The sequence below is a fragment of the Methylocystis sp. Uni0008 genome (assembly GCF_056838045.1).
In genome coordinates this window covers 435,805-456,633 of record NZ_CM166370.1, presented here as the reverse complement: position 1 = coordinate 456,633, position 20,829 = coordinate 435,805, and the positions used below count along the sequence as shown (strand labels likewise).

Here is a 20,829-nt window from a genome sequence, read left to right as displayed (position 1 = left end):
CTAGTCGACGGCGACTGCGGCAAGCCGCGCGAGCGTCTGGGCTTCGCGCGCCACAGCCGCTTCGACCAGGCTGCGCGCGCGCGGCGGCAAGGGCAGGGCGAGAGCCGCCGCATGGCCCTTGGGCGACATCTTGCACAGAGTCTTGCCGAGAATGTCGACGAGCTTGTCGTCGGCGTAGTCCCGATGCTTTTCGAGGAAATCGTCGAGATAATGCTCGAGAAAGACGATGGCCGCGATATTTTCGAGCGCTTGCGACTCAGGGTCTTTCTTGAGCTGTTCCTTGCGGATCAGCGCGCCGACATGCGCGATCGCCGGCGCGTCATAGCCGTGAGCCCGCATGATGTCCGCGGCGAGATCGGCGTGGTGGACGCGGCAGGCGCGCCGCCAGTCGTTGTAGCCGCGACGGCCTTCGTCATATTTCGCGCGCTCGATCTCCCAGCGGCGCAGATGTTGCGCCCGGGCGGCAATCTTCAGGAGATCGGAGGCGTGCGGATAGAGCGCGGCGAGCCGCGCGCTCATGCGCTCCGCATAGAGCTGCTCAAAGGCTCGGCCCTCGATCCGACGCGGATCCTCGGCATTGGCGGCGTCGATGGCCGCAATCGTCGCATCGAGCGCCAGCATTGTCCGCCCTGTTCAAGTCAGGCCACAGCTTAACCCAGATCGATCATCCGTTGCACGCTGCGGCGCGCGCGTTCGGCGACTGCGGGGTCAACGGTCACTTCCTCGCGGAGGTAGAGCAGGCTGTCGAGGATCTTCGGCAGCGTGATGCGCTTCATATGCGGGCAGAAGTTGCAAGGCCGCACGAATTCGACGTCCGGCGTTTCGGCGGCGACATTGTCGGCCATCGAGCATTCGGTGACGAGCAGCACGCGGGCCGGCTTCCTGTTGCGCACGAAGTCGATCATCGCCGCCGTCGAGCCGGCGAAATCCGAGACCTCTATCACTTCGCGCGGACATTCCGGATGCGCGAGAACCTGCACGCCAGGATGATCGGCGCGATAGCTCTCGATCTCCTCGGCGGTGAATCGCTCGTGCACTTCACAAGCGCCGCTCCAGGCGATGATCTTCACTTTCGTCTGAGCCGCGACGTTCTGCGCCAGATAGCGGTCGGGAACCATGATCACCCGATCGACGCCGAGACTCTCGACGACTTTTACCGCGTTCGACGAGGTGCAGCAGATGTCGACCTCCGCCTTCACCTCGGCTGAGGTGTTCACATACGCGACGATAGGCACGCCAGGATATTCCTTGCGCAGCGCGCGCACGTCGGCGCCGGTAATCGACTCCGCAAGCGAGCAGCCCGCCTTCAGGTCGGGCGTCAGCACGACCTTCTTCGGATTGAGCAGTTTCGATGTTTCCGCCATGAAATGCACGCCGCCCTGCACGATGACGTCGGCGTCGGATTTCGCGGCGAGTTTCGCGAGCTGCAGGCTGTCGCCGATATGGTCGGCGACGCAATGGTAGATTTCGGGCGTCATGTAGTTGTGCGCGAGAATGGTGGCGTTGCGCACATGCTTGAGATCGTTGATCGCCTTCACGTAGGGCGCGTGGAATGGCCACTCGACGGGCGGAATGACTCTCGCCACGTGCTCGTAAAGATGCGCCGTGGCGGCCTGAACCTCCGGCGTCCATTCCAGAGCAGGGCGGGGCAGCGCCGGAAAGCGGCTGGAGTGGCCGACGTCGAGCGCCTGTGCGGCGCGCTCGCGCGTCGCGCTCGGTCTGCTGCGCACGTCGTTAATCAGTTGAGTCATCGTCCACCCCTGGGGTATTATACTCAAAGTGAGTATAAGTTGGCCCCATAAAATCTCCGAGACGGATCCCCGCTCGGAGCGCTCAAGCTGTCAAGACTAGGCCGCGGACCGAGATCCCGCAAGCTTTGTCGCGCAAGACATGTGCTCGGCGAGAGCATATGTCAAGGGAAACAGGGCGCTGCGCGCCCCGTGACATCCCGCTTTCGGCGGGAAGCAAAGCTGCTATAGACGGCGCATGCACACAGGGGTGACGCAAACTTCTTTCCCGCACCGCCACCTTCTCGGCATTGAGGGACTGAGCCGTCCCGACATCGAGACTCTTCTCGACATGGCCGAGGAGGCGATCGAAGTGTCGCGGCGGGTCGACAAGAAGCGCTCGAATTTGCGCGGGCGCACGCAGATCAACCTGTTCTACGAACCGTCGACGCGCACGCAGGCGTCCTTCGAGATCGCCGGCAAGCGTCTGGGCGCCGACGTGATGAACATGTCGGTCGCGCGCTCATCGGAATCAAAGGGCGAGACGCTGATCGACACGGCGGTGACGCTCAACGCCATGCGGCCGGACATCATCGTCGTTCGCCACGCCCATGCCGGCGCGGCGCATCTTCTGGCGCGCAAGGTCGACTGTTCGGTCGTCAACGCCGGCGACGGCGCGCATGAACATCCGACGCAGGCGCTCCTTGACGCGCTGACCATCAGGCGCAACAAGGGCCGCATCGAGGGTCTGACCATCGCGATTTGCGGCGACATCCTGCATTCGCGCGTGGCCCGTTCGAACATCCTGCTGCTCGGTGCGCTCGGCGCCCGACTGCGCGTCGTGGGGCCTTCGACGCTTGCGCCCGACAGCCTGTCGCGGCTCGGCGTCGAGGTGTTCCACGATATGAGGCGCGGGCTGGACGCCGCCGACATTATCATGATGCTGCGCCTCCAGCGCGAACGGATGGCGGGCGCGTTGACGCCGAGCGCACGCGAATATTTCCATTTCTTCGGGCTCGACGAAGAGAAGCTCGCCTGCGCCGCGCCGGATGCGCTGGTGATGCATCCGGGCCCGATGAATCGCGGCGTCGAAATCGATACGGCTGTCGCGGACAGCCCGAGATCGCTCATTCGCGAACAGGTCGAGATGGGCGTCGCGGTGCGGATGGCGGTGCTCGAAGCGCTCGCGCAGCACCTGCCGAATGTGTAAGCTTCACCAAAATCAATGATCGCAGGGGAGTGAAATGGTCAAGCTCGTCCGCTTCATCGGACTCATCATACAATCGATCTTGATCGAGTTTTTACATGTGTTCGGGCTCGTCGCCTTTGTTCTGGCGGCGGCGCTCGGTTACTTCCGGCTGCCGTCATGGCTGGTGCCTATCGTCGGCGTCATCTGCGGCGTCGTCGCCGACAAATTCATCGATCAAAGCGAAGTCATCGCCCTTCTCGAAAGGGCGGCGTCAGCCAATCAGCGCGGCGGCTTCCTAGTGATCGTCTACGTCGTCATCGTCGCGGTCGGCTATGTCAGCGGCGCCTATGCGCGTCAGGCCATGAATCGCCGCAAGATCGCTCAGGCGACTCCGAGCCCGGCGGCGAAGCCGACGCCGGTCTCGAAGCCGCCGCAGAAGCGCAACAGAAGCGGATCGTCAAAAGCCTGAGGCATGCGCGCGCCGCCGAAGCGCGCGAACTGCCTTTCAGCGATCCGCCGCGACGCCCTTGCCGCGTCGACGCTTCGCTTTGTAAGCTGTCGTCGACGCCGACCCTGACGCGCTCAATCGTCGTTTGGCCTGGCGTCGGACGTTTTGGGCGGCGCCATGACGTATTTTTATAAAGCAATCGCGTTTCTCCTCGTATTGCTGGCGACGCCCACGGCGCAGGCCTGCTCCTGCCCGTCGCCGGTCGTGAAGGACTGGGCTGGAAATCTTCGCCAGGCGGATGTCGTCGCTGATTACGTCGTCGAGAAGCTCCGGCCGAGCTCCGACCCTTCCTACAAAATCGCGACCGTCAGGGTCACGCGGGGCTGGAAACACGCGAAGAACGGCGCGCGCCTCGATGTCGAATTCGGCGGCGAAGACAGCTGCCCGACACCCATTCCCCAAATCGGGGAGACGGCGCAAAAAAAGCCTTTGATTCTGCTGAAACGCGCTCGCGTAGCTCGCTACTTATCGCCCATCTGTCTCGGCGGCGTGTCGGCGTCCGTCGTCGAGAATTTCGCCGCCGAGCGCGAAGCTCTGGAGGCGAAGGCGCGCGCCGCGCCGGACGACGCCGACGCGCAGCTCGCGCTTCTCGCGCATTTTCTCTATTGGCAGGAGTCTGCGCTCGCCCTTCCGCTCGCGAAGGAGGTCGCGCGCCGCTGGTCCGATAATCCGTTGGTGCAGCTGCGCCTTGCGGAAGCCCTTACGGCGGCTGGAAAGCCCAAGGAAGCGTATGCCGCGAAACGCAAACTATGGGAGTCGCGCACGCTTCGAGCGCGTGTGGAATTGCTCGCAATAAACATGGAGCAGGCGACTAATAAGCGATCTGAAGGCTCCAGAACCAGCTTTTTCCCCCTCAACGGTAGGAACGATTTCAGCCGCTCCGACCTATCGAACAGCATTTTGAGCCATGCCCTCTTCAGTCCTAATTTCGATGGGCGCGGGTCGGATTTCACCGGGGCGCGTTTTACCGATGTCGGCTTCAAGGGGGGTAATTTCGTCGGCGCCCGATTGAATAAGGCGTTCTTCCAGTTTGTCGAATTCAACGCCGCCGATTTGTCGGGCGTCGAAGCCATAGAGTTCACTTGCGTTGTATGCGCCTTCGCCGGCGCCGATCTTCGCGATTTTATCGCGCCGCAAGCGTCCCTCTTCCGCGCCGAGCTTACGCGCGCCGATCTCTCCCGCGCCAATTTGGAAGACGCGGATCTGCGCTACGCCAACCTGCGCGCCGCGCGGCTGGTCGGGACGAAGCTCGACGGAGCCAACCTTTCCGATGGAGATTTGCGCGAAGCGACATTCGACGGAGCGTCGCTTCGCGGCGCCAATCTTGGCAACGCCGATTTGCGCGGCGCCGATTTGCGAGGCGCCGATCTATCGCGCGCGTACCTGTCCGGCGCGAATTTGAAAAACGCCTCGTTGGATTGCGCAACGAGGTTTCCCGAGGGGTTCGACGCCTCGAGATTTGCGCTCATTCGCACGCAGGCATGCCCGTAGGCAAAGCCGCTCGTCGTCTCGGGCGCGAGTCTTGGTCGGAGTCTCGAACTCGTTCTTGCGCGAAAGTTCGCTTCGCTCGGATGCGAAGGGGGGCTTCGCCTATGAGTGCCCGCCCGCGCCGTGACTGTCACAGCCCTTCGAAAAGCGCCGTCGAGAGATAGCGTTCGGCGAAGGAGGGGATGATCAGGACGATATTCTTGCCGGCGGCTTCCGGGCGGCTCGCGATCTCCAGCGCCGCCGCGACGGCGGCTCCTGACGAGATGCCGACAGGGATGCCCTCCACCCGAGCAAGCAGCCGCGCCGTCTCGAAGGCGGTCTGATTGCCGATGGTGATGATCTCGTCGATGACGCTGCGATCGAGAATCGGCGGCACGAAGCCGGCGCCGATTCCCTGAATCTTGTGCGGACCCGGCGGCCGTCCGGAAAGCACCGCTGAATCTTCCGGCTCCACCGCCACGACGCGCAGGCCGGGCCGGCGCGCCTTGAGCGCCTGGCCGACGCCCGTGATCGTCCCGCCGGTGCCGACGCCCGACACGAAATAATCGACCTCGCCGTTGGTGTCGTTCCAGATCTCTTCCGCCGTCGTCGCGCGGTGGATGTCGGGATTGGCGGGGTTCTCGAACTGCTGCGGAATGATGGCGTCGGGATTTTCGCCGGCGAGTTCATTCGCCTTGGCGAGCGCGCCCTTCATCCCCTGCGAGGCAGGGGTGAGCACCAGCTCGGCGCCGAGCAGCGCCAGCATCTTTCGCCGCTCGAGCGACATCGATTCCGGCATGACGAGGATCAGCCGATAGCCACGGGCGGCGGCGACGAAGGCGAGGGCGATGCCGGTGTTGCCCGACGTTGGTTCGATCAGCACCGACTTGCCCGGCGTGATCCTGCCGCTCTGTTCGAGCGACTCGATCATGCTGACGCCGATGCGGTCCTTGACGCTCGCGATCGGGTTGAAGAATTCGAGCTTGGCCAGAAGATGCGCCTTCGCGCCGCTCTCCCGCGCGAGGCGGTCGAGCCTTACGAGCGGCGTGTCGCCGATCGTCTGCGTGATGGAATCATAGATTCGGCCGCGGCCGGGTTTGGCCGGCGGCGTGAATCTTGGTGCTGCCTGCGACATGTCTCGCCCCCAGAGAAAGAATTGAGGTCTATATGGAGAGTTTGATTCCGACCAGAGCCATGACGCTCGCCAGAGCCGGCCGCAAGTAGCGATCGGGAACCCGCGCGGCGAAATGCGCGCCGACGGCGATGCCCGGAATCGACCCGATCAGGAGCGACAGCAGGAGAAACCAGTCGACGCCGCCCATCAACCAATGGCCGAACCCCGCGATGAGGGTCAGCGGCACGGCGTGGGCGATGTCCGAGCCGACGAGGCGCGCGGTCGGCGTGTGCGAATATAGCGCCAGCAGCACCGTCATGCCGATTGCCCCGGCGCCGACCGAAGAGATCGACACCAGCACGCCGAGAAAGGCGCCGAGCGTCGCCGTCAGCCAGAGCAAACGCCCATCGTTCATGTTGTTGGTGTGTTGTGCGATGTGATCGAGAATCCAGCGCCTGAAGAGAATGGAGCAGGCCGTCAGCAGCAGCGCGAAGCCAAGCGCCGAGGTGATCAGCCCGTTGGCCGCGTGGCCGCCGGACTTGCCGAGCCAGGAAAGGATCACGAGGCTCGCGACGCTCGCCGGCACGCTGCCATAGGCAAGCCGGCGGGTAATGCGCCAGTCGACGGTCCCATGAAACGCGTGGACGAGCGTTCCGTTGGTCTTGGTGATCGCGGCGTAGAGCAGGTCTGTGCCGACCGCGGTGGTCGGCGCGATGCCGAACACCAGCATCAAAATCGGCGTCATGAGCGAGCCGCCGCCGACGCCGGTAAACCCGACGAGCGCGCCGACGGCGAAGCCGGATGCGGAGTAGAGCGGGTTGATGGCGCTCAAAGCCTCGAAAATCGTCGCCATTTCCCTTTTTCCCAGCGTGAAGAAGCTTACTCTATAAAGCTGCTCAACTTTGTCAATTCTGCGGTTCGGCCTGTCCAGACCATAAATTTAGAAAACCGTCGGAGTTGCAGTAGAGTGCGGGAAGAAAGGGAATCGCGCGCGATCCGGCGCCGAATCCCAAAGGTCAAACAGGGAATGCTGACGAAGAAAGCCAAGTATGGCCTCAAGGCCATGGTTCATCTCGCCGGAGTGCGGCCGGGCGAGACGGCGCTGGTCGCTGAGATCGCCGCCACGAACCAGATTCCGAAGAAGTTTCTCGACGCCATCCTGGGCGAACTGCGCAACGCCGGGTTCGTCCACTCGAAAAAGGGCAAGGGCGGCGGCTACATGCTGGCGAGGGATCCGGGGGACATCGGCGTCGGCAATATCGTCCGCGCCCTCGACGGTCCGCTCGCGCCGATCCAATGCGCAAGCAAGACCGTCTACCGCCGGTGCGACGACTGCACGGATGAAACGAGATGCGCGGTCCGCCTCGTCATGCTGCGCGCCAGGGACGCGATCGCCGAGGTGCTCGACAAGACGTCGCTCGAACAGATGCGACGATTGGGCGACAGCGGCGACGGCCTTCGCCTTCTCGTCGGCGATGGAACTGTCAGCCAAGCCATGGACATGGCGTAAGCCGGCGCCTATAAAGCGCCGGCGGCGGATTCCTGCGCTGCAACATCTCCTTCAAGGGGCCGGCGCAAGGCCGGAAGTCGAATGTTGGACAGGGTGGCGCAAGTGACGAAATCGGGCGAGGCGACAGCGGTTTTGCGCCACACGATGGTCGAGCGCCAGCTTCGTCCGTTCGACGTCACCGACGTGCCTCTGCTAGAGCGCTTTCTCGAGACGCCGCGCGAGCTTTTCCTGCCCGACTCGCTCGCGCCGCTCGCCTATTCCGATCTCGCAATCGACGTGAAGGGCGAGCAGGGACGCAAGCGCAGTCTGCTGCCGCCGCTCGTTCTGGCTCGAATGCTCCAGGGCGCCGACGTTCGGCCGCAGGACAAGGTGCTCGATATCGGCGGCGTCGGCTATTCGGCCGCGCTGTTGTCGGGCCTCGCCGAGAAGGTCGTCGCGCTCGAATGCGACCCCGAGCTCGCCGCGCGCGCGAGGGCGGGGCTGGATGCGCTGGGCTGCGATAATGTGCAATGCGAAGCGGGTCCGCTGGAAAAGGGCTTTGCCGGCGGCGCGCCATACGACGTGATCATCGTTCAAGGGCGCGCGCAGTCGGGCCTCGACCGCCTGTTTGAACAGCTGACGCCCGACGGACGGCTGCTGGCGATCGTCACGCCGGATCCGCGCGGCGGCCAGCAGGTCGTGCGTTTCGAGCGTCAGGATGGCCGGCCCGCGGGCGAGCGGCCGCTGTTCTCGGCGAGCGCACCGATTCTCGCCGGCTTCGAACTGGCGGAAGCTTTCAGCCTGTAGCGCCGCCATTTCGCCTTAATCGCGTTCCTAGCGTTGCGTTCGGCGTGTCATCGTTGAGACTCATCGCAGCCGGAGAATGGCGCGCCAGTCGGCGTGCGAGATAGGTTGAGGAAAATGGCAACTGACAGGTTTGGCCCCAGGCGGCTGCGGTCGGCCGGGTTCCTGTCCTGCGGGGTCGCCGCAGCGGCGCTCGCATGTGTCTGCCTAGAGCCGGCGCCAGCGTCCGCGGAGAGCCTGCTCACGGCTCTCGCCAGGGCTTATTACGGCAATCCGGACCTCAATCAGAGCCGCGCCAATGTGCGGGTGCGAGACGAAGACGCGCCCAAGGCGAAGGCGGGACTTCGGCCGAAGGCCAGCATCACCGCGCAGGCCGGCGCGCAATACGCAGCGATCAAGATTCCGTTCGGGGGCAGCAGCGGCCAGCAGGCCGGCGCGGCGGCCGGCGCGAGCGGCGATTTTCAGGACACCTACATCGGTTATCCGCGCGGCGCGACGTTGAACGTGTCGCAGCCGCTGTTCGATGGTTTCCGCACTGAGAACTCCGTGCGTCAGGCCGAGTCCGGCGTCTTCGCGGCGCGCTCGACGATGCGCCTGACCGAACAGGCGATCCTCCAGAACGGCGCAACCGCCTACATGAACGTGCTGCGCGACACGGCGGTGGTGTCGCTGCGCAAGAACAACATCGCGGTGCTCGAGGAACAGCTCAAGCAGACGCGCGACCGATTCCAAGTTGGCGAGGTGACCAGAACCGACGTATCCCAGGCGGAAGCTTCGGTCGCGCTGGCCCGCTCGGAGTATTACGCCGCCCAGGCGCTGCTCAAAACGAGCATGGCGAACTATCGCCAGATCATCGGCGATGAACCTAAGCATTTGCAGCCGGGCCGCAGTCTCGAGCCGCTGCTGCCGAAGTCTCTGGAGCAGGCGATCGCCATCGCCCTGGTGGAGCATCCCGGCGTCACCGCGGCGTTCCATCAGGTCGACGCGGCGGCGCTGGCCGTGAAGGTCGCGGAAGGGGCGCTGCTGCCGACCCTTTCCGCCAGAGGCGAAGTTTCCAATCAGTTCGATTCTTTTCTCGGGCTGCCGAACTCCCGGCAGTTCACGGCGGCCGCATCAGCTCAGCTGAATGTGCCGCTTTATCAGGGCGGCGCGGAATACGCCTCCATTCGTCAGGCGAAGGAGCAACTCGGGCAGGCGCGACTGAACGCCGATCTGCAGCGCGACAGCGTGCGCGCCAGCGTCGTCTCGAGCTATGGACTGCTCGAGACCGCGAAAGCGTCGATCGTCTCCGGACAGGCTGCGGTGAAGGCCGCCGAGACCGCGCTCGCCGGCGTGCGTGAAGAGGCGAAGGTCGGACAGCGCACGACTCTCGATGTCTTGAACGCACAGCAGGCGTTGCTCAACGCCAGGGTCAACCTCGTGACGTCGCAGCGCGACCGCGTCGTGGCATCCTATGCAGCCTTGGGCTCGATCGGGCGCTTGTCGGCGCGGGAACTCGACCTCAATGTCGCGATCTACGATCCGAGCGTTCATCTCTATCAAGTGCATGACCAGTGGTTTGGCCTCGACACGCCCGACGGCAGATAAGAATTTAGCGAACGCGGGTGACACCATCGCGCGAAAAGTGTGGAATTCATTCGGACCGAGTTGATTCGCGAGTCTGGCGCAGTCAGAGAACCGGTCCGATCCTCATGCGCGGCGTTCGCCGCGCAACGTGGCAGAATTTCCATGAGCGCAGCGAACGCATCCGTCCCGTCGCAGTCGTTTCAGGACGAAGCGCGCGCGAACGAGCCGTCGATGGAGGAGATCCTCGCTTCCATCCGCCGCATCATCGCCGATGACGACGGATTGCCGGGCGTGCGTCACGACGACCGGCGCCGCGCCCGAACCATCGACACGGCGCCTGCGGCGCGACGCGCCTATCCAGCGCCCGTTCTCGAGCGGCAGCAGGAGGAGCCTCCGCTGTCAGAGGCAGGCGCGCCGGACGAGGAGATCGAGGACTCGGGAGAAGTTCGCCTGCTTTACGTCACCGAGGCCGCCGGGCAGGAGACCGACATGAGGTCGTCGGAAGTCGAAGAGGCGTTGGAGAGCGAAGGCGTGGCTGATAAGGAAAGTGCAGGCGTGGAAATCTTCGACACGGCGCCTGATCAGGAAAATCCGTCAGCCGCCTCCATAGCGCCACAGCTGCAGGCGCTTGTCGACGGCGGCGCATTCAGCGACGTTCTCGACAGATGCGCGCAGGAAATGCTACGCCCCGTCGTGCAGGAGTGGTTCGACGAGAATCTGCCGGCGCTCGTCGAGCGTCTGGTCCGCGCGGAAGTCGAGCGGATCACGCGCGCGGGAATACGCTTTTCCGCTTCCCGCGGAAAATCCACTCAGCCTTAACGGCCCTTAAACGCGTAAGGGCTAGGTTGCGGTCATGCACCGCTTTCGCGTTCTCGTCCGCGCGCTCGTTCTCCCGCTCAGCCTCTATACTGTGGCCGGCGTCGCGGCCGCCTATTTCATCTGGCATGGCGTTAACGGCCAGCGCGGACTGAAGACTGGCGAAGAATATGAGCAGAAGCTCGAGCAGCTGCGCCTTGAGCGAAACCTCCTCAAACTTCAACGCATGCATTGGGAGAGCCGCCTCGCGCTCATCAAAGGCCAGACGGTCGACGCCGACATTCTCGACGAGGAAGCCCGCAAGCGGCTGGGGCGCGTCCACAGAAACGACGTCGTGATTTTGTTGCCGACGCCGAATGCGCCTTAAGCCCCGCGAAGCCTGAAACGCCCCTGCAAGCCGGGTGGTCCGGCGCAGTCGACAAGGCCGCGCGACATCAGATCTTCGAGATGCGCGAGCGCCGTCATGGCCGCGGCGGGGTGAAGCCGTTTGTCGACGGCTTCGTAAATCTTCGCCACCATCGCGGCGATCGTGTCATCGCCGGCTTCGAGACGCTGGAGAATCGCTGCCTCGCGGGCGCGGCGATGATGCACCAGCGCGCGCAGATAGCGCAGCGGGTCGTGCACCGGCTCGCCGTGCCCTGGCCAATAGATGCGGTCAGGGCGCGCCCTGAGTCGTTCGACTGAGGCCATGTACTCGCTCATCGATCCGTCTGGCGGCGCGATGACGGTCGTCGCCCAGCCCATCACATGGTCGCCGGTGAAGAGGGACTGCTCCTCGGCAAGAGCGAAGCAAAGATGGTTCGCGGTGTGGCCCGGCGTCTCCAATGCTTCAAGCGAAGCGCCGCCGATTTCGAGCTTGTCGCCCTCTCTCAGCACCATATCCGGCGCATAGGCTCGATCATGGGCTGCATCCAGATCAGGCCCATCAGGGGAACGGCGACCGGAGGGCGCATAGGGAGCGCACCCCGCGATCGTGGCGCCCGTCGCCTCTTTCAGTGCGCGCGCCGCGGGCGAGTGGTCGCGGTGCGTATGGGTGACGAGCACATAGCGCAGTCTTTCGCCGCGGATGGCTGTGAGCAGCGCCTGGATGTGTCGGGGATCGTCAGGTCCGGGATCAATGATCGCCACCTCGCCAGTTCCGACGATGTAGCTGCATGTTCCCGTATAGGTGTAGGGACCGGCGTTCGGCGCGACCGCGCGACGCGTCAGCGTCGAGACGCGCGCTGCAGCACCTTGGGATGGTTCGGCTCGAATGACGACGCCCTCGACACGGCCGATCGCCGCAGGGGCATCTTAGAGCGTCACAGGCGCGCTCGAAAGAGCGGCGCGGCGATGGGACTGCCCAGCGCCGCGCTGCGGGACTTACATCGGGAAAAGTGAATTCTGCCGCTGCAGCTCGGACTGCAGAGCGTAGCCTTTCCTTCCGCCGAAGTTGACTTTGCACCAGGTCGTTTCGCCCCAGCCCGGAACGCAGGCGCCGATGTTGACCGTGGTGTTTTCGGGGATGCTGCCGATGATCTTATAGTTGACGCCAGGACCCTTGTAGATGGCGACGTCGTTGTTGGTGGTCACCGGCGCAATAACGACGTTTCTGCCCTGCGTGCCGAGCACGCCTGCGGCGACGAAGCCCTTCATGTCGCCGGCCTGAATCTGGCACCAGTCGCGCTTCCAGCCGCCGCCGCAATCGAGCACCGTAACGTCGGCGCCGGCCGGCAGCTGGCCGATGACGGGCCATTTGGGGCTGGGGCCCGACCGCACGTTTGCGGGGCTGGTCAGCGGGGCGGCGAATGCGGAAGCGCCGAACAGAACAGCCGCCGCTGCGGCGAATCCAATTATTTTCTTCATCTCTCTATCCTCCCAAAACAAAACAGGGCCATTCGTCGGGACCCGGTTTCCGAGGACTAACGTAACCCGGGCCAAACGGTTCCGCCCAAGGCCGCAATCCTCTTAAACCAAGACTCATATTCCTACGTCTGGCTTTAGGAAAGCGGTAGCCTGCGCCCTTCAACGAACAAATTCCATTAGAGTTATCAGGCGCGCCTTGCGAAAGAGGCGAGAAAAAAGCGGCTTCGCCCGAAGGCGAGAGCCGCCAAGTCTCTCACGCGCGAACTCGAAACGCACGCTCCGCGCCGGGCGTCCTTTGCGCATTGCGCCCGGCGCGAATTCCGGTTCAGTCGAAAACCGCTCCCATCGCAACGCCGAGCAGGCCGACGACCACCGCCGCCGGCAACACGGCGTAGCCGCCGAGCAGCAATGCGCCGATCACGCCGCCAATCGCCGCGGCGACTGCGCCGCCGACGAGCTTGCCGGTATTGCTCTCGGGCTTTTCCGGCGCCGAACCGCTGGCGTTTTGCATGGCCTCTTTTGACATGGCGTTCTCCCGCGTCATCGCCGCATCGACGGGTCGGGTAGCAAAGTCATGTGAGGGCGTGATGAGAGTTTCGTGAACGCGCCGTCACTAAGACGCCACGTTAGGTTCATCGCCTCGCGGACGCCGTTCCGCGAGCGCCTGTGGAAAATTTGCGGGCTACCTGGAAGGCTTACGGCGCGACGCCACGCACCACCAGCACCGAACACTGGGCGTGATTGACGATGGTCGTGGCGTTGGAGCCGATGAGAAAGCGATCCATCCCGGGCCGATGCGAGCACAACACGATGAGATCGGCGCCCCATTCCTCCGCCTCGGCCAGGACCTTCTGATAGACCGGGCCGAACTGAAGCGTCGTGGAGACGCGCTCCGGCGCCCGGTCAATCTTGCTGGCGATCGCCGCGATCTCCTTCTCGAGACCGCGCCGCACCTGAAGGTCGAAATTTTCAGGCACGTAGTCGAGGAATGAGATCGGCAGAAGCGACTGCACGTTGATGAGGCGCATGTCGCTGTCGAACGCCTTCGCCAGCTCTTGGGCCACGGCGATCGCGCGGTCGGTCATCTCGGGTTCGACGATGTCGACCGGAAGAAGAATTTTGCGATACATCGGCGCGCTCCCGGGAGGGTCTCTCTCCGGATATGGCGCAGAACCTGCTCTAAACAATGATGAGGCCGGCCGCCCCGCCTGTCGCCAACTGCGGCGTGGTTGCGCCGCAAAGGCGAGCCGCTCGCATTCGCGCAACGGCTGGTGGAGCTGGGGGGATTCGAACCCCCGACCTCTGCAGTGCGATTGCAGCGCTCTCCCATCTGAGCTACAGCCCCGCTCCGGCGCGTGGGGTACACGGGGGGCGATATCCTGTCAATTGGGTTTGGCGCGTCGCGTCGCCCACCGCTTGAGCCGACACTTGCCATTGCGAATTCTTGCCGCATAATGTGAAGGTTGCTGTTGAGCGAATGTAATAAGGCAAAGCCAGCGTTGAGAAGGTCCGAGCGTCGGCAATTATGAACAGCCGAGATCGGCTAAGGATTTTATAAAATTATAGATTGCGCGAGCTGTCATTTAGACGCTTGCTGAAATGTTCAGCTGGGACGTTTGTTCCCGAGTCCCAGTCGTTGCGCTGGGTGACGAGATACAAATCTTTTCGATGTTGGCGTCGCGAGGCGCAAAATCCATTTTGGAGTACGATTATGTCTGACGACGAGAAAAAGGGCCCAACAGGGCTAGGTTCGAATGGCGCTATTGTCGTCGCTCTCTTCGCAACTGGCGCCTACTTCTACGCGCAGCAAGCGCCCCTGACGGTGTTACGCCCGCCGCCGATGGAATCGCGCATCGAGGAAAAATTTCATTCGGAGGATGTTGAAGCGCGGCTGTGGCAGGATCCTTTTGACGCCGTGGCGCGGCAAATTAAGAAGGTGGACCCCGAAGAGAAGAGGGAATGCGAGGACGCCTGGTCGAAGAAGGCGTCGACAATTCCGCTGCATTGCCGTTCGCCGCTCGTCGACGAGGGCGGAAACCCGCGTTCAGAACTCGCTGGCACGCGGATCATCGCGATAACCGCGCCCGGCGCATCCTATTTCGAGGACAGCGAAACACGTCGGCGATTGCGATACGCGGTGCTCAGCGGCCTGCATCTCGAAGGATATGAGCCGCGCAATGAGCAGCATATGGGTTATTTTCGACCTCGCGATCATGAAATGCACGGTTTTCCGGTCGCAGTTCCCTACGAATGGTTCGATCACGAGACGCTAAAGCCGAAGCGGATTCTTCTGCTGTGGATCGATGAGGACGTCTTGTCCGACACGAGTGATCCCTCGCAAAGCATCTCACACTTCAAGTCTATGCTTTGTGCGTCGGCAAGCGCCGGGCAATGCTCTGCGCTGAGCTATCAGGTTCTCGGCCCATACTCGTCCGGCGTTCTTCGGCAGCTCGTATTAGCCAAATCGCGCAAGCCCGAGTTGAAAGCGGCAGCGGCCCCAAAAAGGAGAACAAAAACCGCATCACTGTCGCCGTTGACTAGCATCTCGGCGCCTGAGGCGAAATCCGATGACATCCAATTCTACGTGTTTGGCGCGACGGTAAGCGACGAACAACTCGGAATTGGGAATGTGCCTCATCGAATCTTCCGCACGAGTGGGCAGGACGATTTGCTGGCGCGAGCCATTACGGCGGAATTAAACCAAAGGGGGGTCAGTCCCGGCTCAGCCGAGTCTCTGAGGGCAGGTAAAGAACAACACATTGTATTGATATCAGATCGTGATTCACTATACGGCCGCGGCATGATACACGCTATCACGCGAGAGTTGCAGTGTCCGCGTGTGTTCGGAAGGGACACTCGGCGGTGCCTTGAAGGTGCTGTAATAAACGGGGCGCCAGATTGGATTTACATCAAGACCTATCATCGGGGTCTCGATGGAATGCTGCCGCCGACAAGCACTGGCGGCAAATCGAAAGTCGAGGATGCGGAGAAGAGGAGCGGAAACGGGAGTTCAAATGCGCGGGAAGACTCCAAGTCGCTTGAGCGTCCCTTCGGGCAAGACCAGTTCGACTATCTGCGCAGGCTGGCGGCGAGCCTCAAAGACAAAGACGATGACCTGCGAGCCCAGGAAAAGGAGGGAATTGCAGCGATCGGCGTGCTCGGCAACGACGTGTTCGACAAGCTGCTCGTCCTGCGCGCGCTCAAACCGCTGTTTCCAGAGGCGGTGTTTTTCACGACCGACTACGACGCTGCGCTCGCCGGGCAGGAAGAACTGCAGTGGACCCGCAATCTGATCATCGCCTCAAGCTACGGACCGACGCTGTCCGAAGAACTCCAGCAGGATATCCCGCCGTTCCGATCGACTTATCAGACGGCCGCTTTTCTTGCCGCCCGTGTGGCTGCGCAAGAGGAGAACGCAACAGAGAATAGCGAACTGCGCAAGAAAATACGCGACGGCATTTCTCATCCCCGCATGTTCGAAATTGACAGGCGTGGGGGAGTCGTCGCGTTGCCTACAAAAATCGAGGTGAGCGGCGAGGCGCAGCGGGCAAGCGATGCAATCCATCCGACGATACCATCCTTGTACACTAAACTTTCGGCAAAAAACACCGTTGGGATCGTCGGAATACTGGCGCTCCTGACAGTGGTGATCTCGGCCTTCTACTGGAACAAGATGGTCTTTCCATTTCTTCGTGCGACCTGCATCGGCCTCGCGGCGATACTGGTGCTAGGAGCAGGGGTGATCGCGAGATGGGATTACTTCGCGGAGGCGGCAACAGAGCATGGATTGGGCGAGCCGCTAGCCTGGACTCAAGGAATCAGCGTTTGGCCGTCGATCGCGCTGCGGGTTATCGCCGCCATACTCGCACTTTGCTTGATCTTTGATGGCTGGCGGGAGCTTCAGGACAATCTTGCGCAAGTGCAGACGAAATTCTTTGGAAAAAAGGTAGAAGATGAAGCCGACAAAAAGTCCTCCACTGACCGGGGGGGACCGTTCTCGGTTACATGGGATATGCTCTCCTATCATCTGCCTGAGATCGAGGATGGGAACGGGAGAGTTCACATCAGCCAGATATGGAACGCCTATCTGGAGAAAAGCGCTGTCTGGCCGAGCGTATATCGCATAGCCGTATACGTGGTTTTGATGCTGACGCTGTTCACCTTTCTGACGTTTATCTTTGGCACGCCAAATGTGCCCTGGCGCGGCGAACTGCGGAAAGTATACTTCGACGTCACGACGCCTGTCGTGTTTCTTATGTTGGTCTTGATATTCTTGGTTGTCGATTCAACGCTGCTCTGCTTGCGCTTCGTTAACGCCCTGCGAAAGCATAAGACCCTTTGGCCCCCAGAGACGCATCAGGCATTCGAGAAAAAGCTCGAACTCAAGGATCAACTCCTCGACGAATGGATTGATCTCAATTTCATCGCAAGTCGCACAAACTGCATCAGCAAGCTGATCTATTTTCCCTTCGCAATTTTCGCATTGATGATCATGTCCCGGAGCACCGCATTCGCCGAATTTGCGTTGAGCGTGCCGATTCTGGCAACGCAAATCGTCGGGTTTGTCATCATTTTTGGGTGCGCTATGGCGCTTTGCTTCAGCGCCGAAAAGGCGCGGGAGACGGCTAAGTCGCGGCTAACGAAGAGGCTGATCGCGGTCAAAGCCGCGGACAATTCCGGAAAGAAGGTGTCTCAGCTCGAGACGCTCCTCAAGCTTGTCGACGGATTTCGCGAAGGCTCCTTCGTGCCGCTTTCGCAGCAGCCGCCCATTCGCGCGCTGCTGTTGCCGATCGGCGGCCTCGGCTGGACGGCGCTGCTCGACTACCGGCTCCTGCCCGGACTCTAGACTGGCGGCGCGCCGGCGGGCGGCGGCCCGGCCGCGAGGCGCGCGGGCAGGGCTCAGGCCAAGGATTGCCGCCGCGCGGCAGGGACGCTAGACAGTCGGCAGCCTCATCCGCGGGAAGCCTCCTTATGTCCTACGCCATGGTCAAACTTCTTCTCACGATCATCGATATTTACTGGTGGATTCTGCTCGCCACGGTGGTCGTGTCCTGGCTCATCGCCTTCGACGTAATCAATATGCGTTCGAACGCCGCCTACCAGATCTGGAAATGGCTGAACGCCATGACCGAACCGCTGCTCGGACCCATCCGCTCGGTGCTGCCCAGCGTCGGCGGGCTGGACATTTCTCCGCTGATCTTGCTGCTGCTCATGCAGTTCTTGCGTGATCTCATCGCCAGCAGCGCCGGCGCCTACGCGCTTGGGTGAGGAGGGCGCGGCGAAGCCCGCTTCAGCCTGGGCGGTCGAATCAGGAGGCGTCGCCCTCTACGTGAGGCTGACGCCCAAGGGCGGACGCGACGCTCTTGAAGGCTTTGAGGCTCTCGCCGACGGCCGCAGCGTGTTGAAGGCGCGGGTGCGCGCCGCGCCCGAGGACGGGCGGGCGAACGAGGCGCTCATCGCGCTGATCGCTTCCGCCCTGCGCGCGAAAAAGAGCGCGATCTCGATCCGCGCCGGCGCGACGAGCCGCGTCAAAACGGTTTTCCTCGCGGGCGCGCCCGCGCTTTATCTCGATGCGCTGGCGAAGCTGGCGCCAACAAACGGTTAGGACATGAGCAAGTCGAAGATCAACGTCGGCAATTTCTTCGAGGACTTCAAAATTGGCCAGGTGATCCGCCACGCCGCGCCGCGCACCGTCACGGTCGGCGAGGTCGCGCTCTACACGGCGCTGTATCTGCCCCGCTTCGCCGTGCAGTCGTCGAGCGCCTTCGCGCAGGCGATCGGCTATGAGCGGGCGCCGATCGACGATCTGCTCGTATTTCATCTCGTGCTCGGCAAGACGGTGCCCGACGTTTCGCTCAACGCCATCGCCAATCTGGGATACGCCGATTTCAAGTTCCTCGCTCCCGTCTATCCGGGCGACACGCTGTCGGCGACCTCCGAGGTCATCGGCCTCAAGGAGAATTCCAACAAGGAAACCGGCGTCGTCTATGTGCGCACGACGGGCGCCAATCAACGCGGCGAGACCGTGCTGAGCTATGCCCGCTGGGTGATGGTGAAGAAGCGCGACAAGAATGCGCCTGTCGGGCCGGAAGTCACGCCCGATCTGCCGAAGTCCGTCGCGCCGTCAGAACTCGGCAAGGCGGCGCCCGCGATCACCGTCGCCGCCTACGACAAGGCGCTCGCCGGCTCGCCCTACTTCTGGGGCGATTACGAAAAGGGCGAGAAAATCGATCATATCGACGGCATGACCGTCGAGGAAGCCGAACACCAGCTTGCCACCCGGCTCTACCAGAACAACTCGAAAGTCCATTTTAATCAATACTATGAGGCGCAGGGCCGGTTCGGGAAGCGCATCATCTACGGCGGCCATGTCATCTCGCTCGCGCGGGCGCTTTCGTTCAACGGGCTTGAGAACGTCTTCCATATTTCGGCGGTGAACGGCGGTCGCCACGTCAACCCGCTGTTTGCCGGGGGAACGGTCTTCGCCTGGTCTGAAGTATTGGACAAGGCGGAGATTCCCGGGCGCAGCGACATCGGCGCATTGCGCCTGCGGCTCGTCGCAACCAAGGACAAGCCCTGCGCCGACTTCCCGTTGCAGGGCGCGGACGGCAAGCCCGATCCGGCGGTGCTGCTTGATCTTGATTATTGGGGCGTGCTGCCGCGGTGAATCAGCTATGATGCGCGATCCTATCAGCGATCTGGGGGGATTGATCGAATGAACAGAACTTTGCTTGTTGCGCTCTCCTTCGGCATGGCCATGGCGGTCGCCCAGCCTGTCGTGGCCCAGACGGCTGCGGCGCCGGAGAGCAAGGTCGTCGTGCCGATGGAGGCTCTGCCGCGCTACGGCTCGCTCGTATCGGCCTGGTACAAGAAGCCGATTTACGACACCAATGAGAAGAAGGTCGGCGTGATCACCGACATGCTGTTCTCGGGCGGCGAGATCAACGCCGTCATGGTCGATGTCGGCGGCTTTCTCGGCATCGGCGCGAAGCACGTCGCCATTCCGGCGAACGACATCACGGTCACCGAAAAGAACAACAAGACCTGGCTGACCATCAATACGACCAAGGACATCGTGAAAAAGGCGACCGGCTACAAATACGACGCCAAGGAACACGCCTGGAAGCAGATGTAGAAAATCGCCGAGGCGCGCTTCGCTCAGCAGCGCTCCCTTGCGCCTTTGAGAAGAGGATTTTTTATGCTCAAAAAAGTCATCGTCGCGGCCTTGTTCGCTGGCGCCGCCGTCATGCCGCTGCCGGCCGGCGCGCAACAGGCCCAGACCGAAACCGTTGTCGTCGTGCCGCTCGAAAGGCTGCCGGTCTACGGCTCGGTGGTTTCCGCCTGGTACAAGCAGCCGGTCTATGATCCCAACGAAAAGAAGCTCGGCACCATCGCCGACATGCTGTTTTCGGCCGACGGCTCGATAAACGCGGTCATGCTAAACGTCGGCGGCTTTCTTGGCCTTGGCGTGAAGCATATTGCGATTCCCGTGTCGGCGATCACCATCACGCAGAAAAACAACAAGAGCTGGCTGACGCTCAATACGACGAAGGAGCTGCTGAAGAAGGCCCTCGCGTATAAGTTTGATAAATCGACCGGTCTGTGGGATCCCATCTGATCGGCTGAAGCTATTCGTAACGCGGCGCACGGTTGCCGCGTTCGAGTATCTGCCGCGAAGCTTGGAACATCGCTCTTCGGGCGCTCGTTCTAGGCGCACACGAACTTTCGTTCGCTGTGAGCCTTCAACACGCACGGAGATAATTATGCTCAAATCCTACGTCCTCGCGGGCGCGCTCGTCGCCACGATGTCAAGCGCGGTCCTGGCCCAGCAAATGAATCGCCCGACCGGCGGGATGAATGGCTCGACCACGGGACCGGAGCGTTCCACCGACGGGACCATGAGGGGCCCGGGCGCCGGAAGCATGGATCAGTCCGCGACCGGCGCGACGGGAACGCAGCCGCAGTTCCTGACCACGCTTCCGCAGAACGCTCTTCTTGTCTCGAACATCCACAATCAGAACGTTTATGATCGGCAGGACAACAAGCTCGGCGAAGTGAAGGACCTCGTGGTCGATCGCAGCGGCAGGATCAACGCGGCCGTTCTCTCGGTCGGCGGTTTCCTCGGCATCGGCGAAAAGGACGTTGCGGTCGCCTTCAGCGATCTTCAGGCCGTCCAGACCGACAATAACAAGTGGCGGCTGACGTTGAACGTCAGCAAGGACTCGCTGAAGAACGCCACCGGCTTCCGCTACGACAAGAACAAGGGATTGTGGACGCTCGGCAGCGTCAAGTAATCCGCCGCAA

General features: G+C 62.4%; 23 protein-coding genes and 1 tRNA gene. 15 read left to right on the top strand and 9 right to left on the bottom strand.

From position 1 onward, the window contains the following. Nucleotides 1-621 carry a DUF4202 domain-containing protein gene (locus AC0X69_RS02280; RefSeq protein WP_482610883.1) on the bottom strand — a complete coding sequence of 207 codons (621 nt, stop codon included), beginning with the start codon at nt 619-621 and terminating at the stop codon, nt 1-3. A gap of 29 nt (nt 622-650) precedes the next feature. Continuing rightward, nucleotides 651-1,751: a quinolinate synthase NadA gene (gene nadA / locus AC0X69_RS02275; protein ID WP_482610881.1), complete on the bottom strand. Its 1,101-nt coding sequence runs from the start codon at nt 1,749-1,751 to the stop codon at nt 651-653. Nucleotides 1,752-1,998: 247 nt separating this feature from the next. Here nadA and AC0X69_RS02270 point away from each other — a divergent pair, with 247 nt between their 5' ends. The 3 genes from AC0X69_RS02270 to AC0X69_RS02260 all read left to right on the top strand — a co-directional run bounded on the left by AC0X69_RS02270 (nt 1,999) and on the right by AC0X69_RS02260 (nt 4,915). Continuing rightward, nucleotides 1,999-2,937 carry an aspartate carbamoyltransferase catalytic subunit gene (locus AC0X69_RS02270; protein WP_482610879.1) on the top strand — a complete coding sequence of 313 codons (939 nt, stop codon included), beginning with the start codon at nt 1,999-2,001 and terminating at the stop codon, nt 2,935-2,937. Between the two features lie 34 nt (nt 2,938-2,971). Then, nucleotides 2,972-3,385 carry a hypothetical protein gene (locus AC0X69_RS02265; RefSeq protein WP_482610877.1) on the top strand — a complete coding sequence of 138 codons (414 nt, stop codon included), beginning with the start codon at nt 2,972-2,974 and terminating at the stop codon, nt 3,383-3,385. Nucleotides 3,386-3,541: 156 nt separating this feature from the next. Beyond that, nucleotides 3,542-4,915 (top strand): pentapeptide repeat-containing protein, encoded by a 1,374-nt coding sequence (locus tag AC0X69_RS02260; RefSeq protein ID WP_482610875.1) that lies wholly within the window; start codon nt 3,542-3,544, stop codon nt 4,913-4,915. Nucleotides 4,916-5,042: 127 nt separating this feature from the next. On the opposite strand, the gene cysK is transcribed toward AC0X69_RS02260, so the two are convergent. Both cysK and AC0X69_RS02250 read right to left on the bottom strand, forming a co-directional pair. Further along, nucleotides 5,043-6,026: a cysteine synthase A gene (cysK, locus tag AC0X69_RS02255; RefSeq protein ID WP_482610873.1), complete on the bottom strand. Its 984-nt coding sequence runs from the start codon at nt 6,024-6,026 to the stop codon at nt 5,043-5,045. A gap of 28 nt (nt 6,027-6,054) precedes the next feature. Beyond that, entirely contained in the window at nt 6,055-6,858 is an 804-nt protein-coding gene (locus tag AC0X69_RS02250) for a sulfite exporter TauE/SafE family protein (RefSeq protein ID WP_482610871.1), read from the bottom strand. Between the two features lie 174 nt (nt 6,859-7,032). Here AC0X69_RS02250 and AC0X69_RS02245 point away from each other — a divergent pair, with 174 nt between their 5' ends. The 5 genes from AC0X69_RS02245 to AC0X69_RS02225 all read left to right on the top strand — a co-directional run bounded on the left by AC0X69_RS02245 (nt 7,033) and on the right by AC0X69_RS02225 (nt 11,047). Then, nucleotides 7,033-7,515 (top strand): RrF2 family transcriptional regulator, encoded by a 483-nt coding sequence (locus AC0X69_RS02245; RefSeq protein WP_482610870.1) that lies wholly within the window; start codon nt 7,033-7,035, stop codon nt 7,513-7,515. Between the two features lie 81 nt (nt 7,516-7,596). Continuing rightward, entirely contained in the window at nt 7,597-8,301 is a 705-nt protein-coding gene (locus AC0X69_RS02240; protein ID WP_482610868.1) for a protein-L-isoaspartate O-methyltransferase family protein, read from the top strand. Between the two features lie 114 nt (nt 8,302-8,415). After that, nucleotides 8,416-9,885, top strand: coding sequence for a TolC family outer membrane protein (locus tag AC0X69_RS02235; RefSeq protein ID WP_482610866.1), 1,470 nt, complete (start codon nt 8,416-8,418; stop codon nt 9,883-9,885). Nucleotides 9,886-10,026: 141 nt separating this feature from the next. Then, nucleotides 10,027-10,683, top strand: a complete 657-nt coding sequence (locus tag AC0X69_RS02230; protein WP_482610864.1) for a DUF2497 domain-containing protein — start codon at nt 10,027-10,029, stop codon at nt 10,681-10,683. Between the two features lie 34 nt (nt 10,684-10,717). Beyond that, complete coding sequence (locus tag AC0X69_RS02225) at nt 10,718-11,047, top strand: FtsB family cell division protein (protein ID WP_482610862.1); 330 nt, start codon at nt 10,718-10,720, stop codon at nt 11,045-11,047. Here the strand turns inward: AC0X69_RS02225 and AC0X69_RS02220 are convergent. The 5 genes from AC0X69_RS02220 to AC0X69_RS02200 form a co-directional block, all read right to left on the bottom strand. Further along, on the bottom strand, nt 11,044-11,958 hold the full coding sequence (locus AC0X69_RS02220; protein ID WP_482613294.1) for an MBL fold metallo-hydrolase: 915 nt from the start codon (nt 11,956-11,958) through the stop codon (nt 11,044-11,046). The two genes, AC0X69_RS02225 and AC0X69_RS02220, sit on opposite strands and share 4 nt — an antisense overlap. A gap of 84 nt (nt 11,959-12,042) precedes the next feature. Then, entirely contained in the window at nt 12,043-12,525 is a 483-nt protein-coding gene (locus AC0X69_RS02215) for an SH3 domain-containing protein (RefSeq protein WP_482610860.1), read from the bottom strand. A gap of 325 nt (nt 12,526-12,850) precedes the next feature. Further along, the gene (locus AC0X69_RS02210; protein WP_482610858.1) at nt 12,851-13,051 is read right to left on the bottom strand and encodes a hypothetical protein; all 201 of its coding nucleotides are present in this window, start codon (nt 13,049-13,051) and stop codon (nt 12,851-12,853) included. Between the two features lie 169 nt (nt 13,052-13,220). Then, entirely contained in the window at nt 13,221-13,655 is a 435-nt protein-coding gene (locus AC0X69_RS02205; protein ID WP_482610856.1) for a universal stress protein, read from the bottom strand. A 139-nt stretch (nt 13,656-13,794) separates the two neighbouring features. Then, a tRNA-Ala gene (locus AC0X69_RS02200) sits at nt 13,795-13,870 on the bottom strand. Nucleotides 13,871-14,236: 366 nt separating this feature from the next. Between AC0X69_RS02200 and AC0X69_RS02195 the strand changes: the two genes are divergently transcribed. From AC0X69_RS02195 to AC0X69_RS02165, 7 genes are all read left to right on the top strand, one after another. Further along, complete coding sequence (locus AC0X69_RS02195; RefSeq protein WP_482610855.1) at nt 14,237-17,371, top strand: hypothetical protein; 3,135 nt, start codon at nt 14,237-14,239, stop codon at nt 17,369-17,371. 125 nt (nt 17,372-17,496) lie between these two features. Continuing rightward, entirely contained in the window at nt 17,497-17,793 is a 297-nt protein-coding gene (locus tag AC0X69_RS02190) for a YggT family protein (protein WP_482610854.1), read from the top strand. Further along, the gene (locus AC0X69_RS02185; RefSeq protein WP_482610852.1) at nt 17,786-18,130 is read left to right on the top strand and encodes a DUF167 family protein; all 345 of its coding nucleotides are present in this window, start codon (nt 17,786-17,788) and stop codon (nt 18,128-18,130) included. The genes AC0X69_RS02190 and AC0X69_RS02185 overlap by 8 nt, the downstream gene beginning before the upstream one ends. A gap of 3 nt (nt 18,131-18,133) precedes the next feature. Next, nucleotides 18,134-19,192, top strand: a complete 1,059-nt coding sequence (locus AC0X69_RS02180; RefSeq protein ID WP_482610850.1) for a MaoC family dehydratase — start codon at nt 18,134-18,136, stop codon at nt 19,190-19,192. 48 nt (nt 19,193-19,240) lie between these two features. Then, the gene (locus tag AC0X69_RS02175) at nt 19,241-19,660 is read left to right on the top strand and encodes a PRC-barrel domain-containing protein (RefSeq protein ID WP_482610848.1); all 420 of its coding nucleotides are present in this window, start codon (nt 19,241-19,243) and stop codon (nt 19,658-19,660) included. 63 nt (nt 19,661-19,723) lie between these two features. Next, nucleotides 19,724-20,143, top strand: coding sequence for a PRC-barrel domain-containing protein (locus AC0X69_RS02170; RefSeq protein ID WP_482610846.1), 420 nt, complete (start codon nt 19,724-19,726; stop codon nt 20,141-20,143). Between the two features lie 145 nt (nt 20,144-20,288). Continuing rightward, entirely contained in the window at nt 20,289-20,819 is a 531-nt protein-coding gene (locus AC0X69_RS02165) for a PRC-barrel domain-containing protein (RefSeq protein ID WP_482610844.1), read from the top strand. The last annotated feature ends 10 nt before the right edge of the window (nt 20,820-20,829 follow it).

Coding starts and splice junctions, on each gene's coding strand:
- AC0X69_RS02280 (WP_482610883.1), bottom strand. CDS start 621: ATGCTGGCGCTCGATGCGACGATTGCGGCCATCGACGCCGCCAATGCC.
- nadA (WP_482610881.1), bottom strand. CDS start 1,751: ATGACTCAACTGATTAACGACGTGCGCAGCAGACCGAGCGCGACGCGC.
- AC0X69_RS02265 (WP_482610877.1), top strand. CDS start 2,972: ATGGTCAAGCTCGTCCGCTTCATCGGACTCATCATACAATCGATCTTG.
- AC0X69_RS02260 (WP_482610875.1), top strand. CDS start 3,542: ATGACGTATTTTTATAAAGCAATCGCGTTTCTCCTCGTATTGCTGGCG.
- cysK (WP_482610873.1), bottom strand. CDS start 6,026: ATGTCGCAGGCAGCACCAAGATTCACGCCGCCGGCCAAACCCGGCCGC.
- AC0X69_RS02250 (WP_482610871.1), bottom strand. CDS start 6,858: ATGGCGACGATTTTCGAGGCTTTGAGCGCCATCAACCCGCTCTACTCC.
- AC0X69_RS02245 (WP_482610870.1), top strand. CDS start 7,033: ATGCTGACGAAGAAAGCCAAGTATGGCCTCAAGGCCATGGTTCATCTC.
- AC0X69_RS02240 (WP_482610868.1), top strand. CDS start 7,597: ATGTTGGACAGGGTGGCGCAAGTGACGAAATCGGGCGAGGCGACAGCG.
- AC0X69_RS02235 (WP_482610866.1), top strand. CDS start 8,416: ATGGCAACTGACAGGTTTGGCCCCAGGCGGCTGCGGTCGGCCGGGTTC.
- AC0X69_RS02230 (WP_482610864.1), top strand. CDS start 10,027: ATGAGCGCAGCGAACGCATCCGTCCCGTCGCAGTCGTTTCAGGACGAA.
- AC0X69_RS02225 (WP_482610862.1), top strand. CDS start 10,718: ATGCACCGCTTTCGCGTTCTCGTCCGCGCGCTCGTTCTCCCGCTCAGC.
- AC0X69_RS02215 (WP_482610860.1), bottom strand. CDS start 12,525: ATGAAGAAAATAATTGGATTCGCCGCAGCGGCGGCTGTTCTGTTCGGC.
- AC0X69_RS02210 (WP_482610858.1), bottom strand. CDS start 13,051: ATGTCAAAAGAGGCCATGCAAAACGCCAGCGGTTCGGCGCCGGAAAAG.
- AC0X69_RS02205 (WP_482610856.1), bottom strand. CDS start 13,655: ATGTATCGCAAAATTCTTCTTCCGGTCGACATCGTCGAACCCGAGATG.
- AC0X69_RS02195 (WP_482610855.1), top strand. CDS start 14,237: ATGTCTGACGACGAGAAAAAGGGCCCAACAGGGCTAGGTTCGAATGGC.
- AC0X69_RS02190 (WP_482610854.1), top strand. CDS start 17,497: ATGTCCTACGCCATGGTCAAACTTCTTCTCACGATCATCGATATTTAC.
- AC0X69_RS02180 (WP_482610850.1), top strand. CDS start 18,134: ATGAGCAAGTCGAAGATCAACGTCGGCAATTTCTTCGAGGACTTCAAA.
- AC0X69_RS02175 (WP_482610848.1), top strand. CDS start 19,241: ATGAACAGAACTTTGCTTGTTGCGCTCTCCTTCGGCATGGCCATGGCG.
- AC0X69_RS02170 (WP_482610846.1), top strand. CDS start 19,724: ATGCTCAAAAAAGTCATCGTCGCGGCCTTGTTCGCTGGCGCCGCCGTC.
- AC0X69_RS02165 (WP_482610844.1), top strand. CDS start 20,289: ATGCTCAAATCCTACGTCCTCGCGGGCGCGCTCGTCGCCACGATGTCA.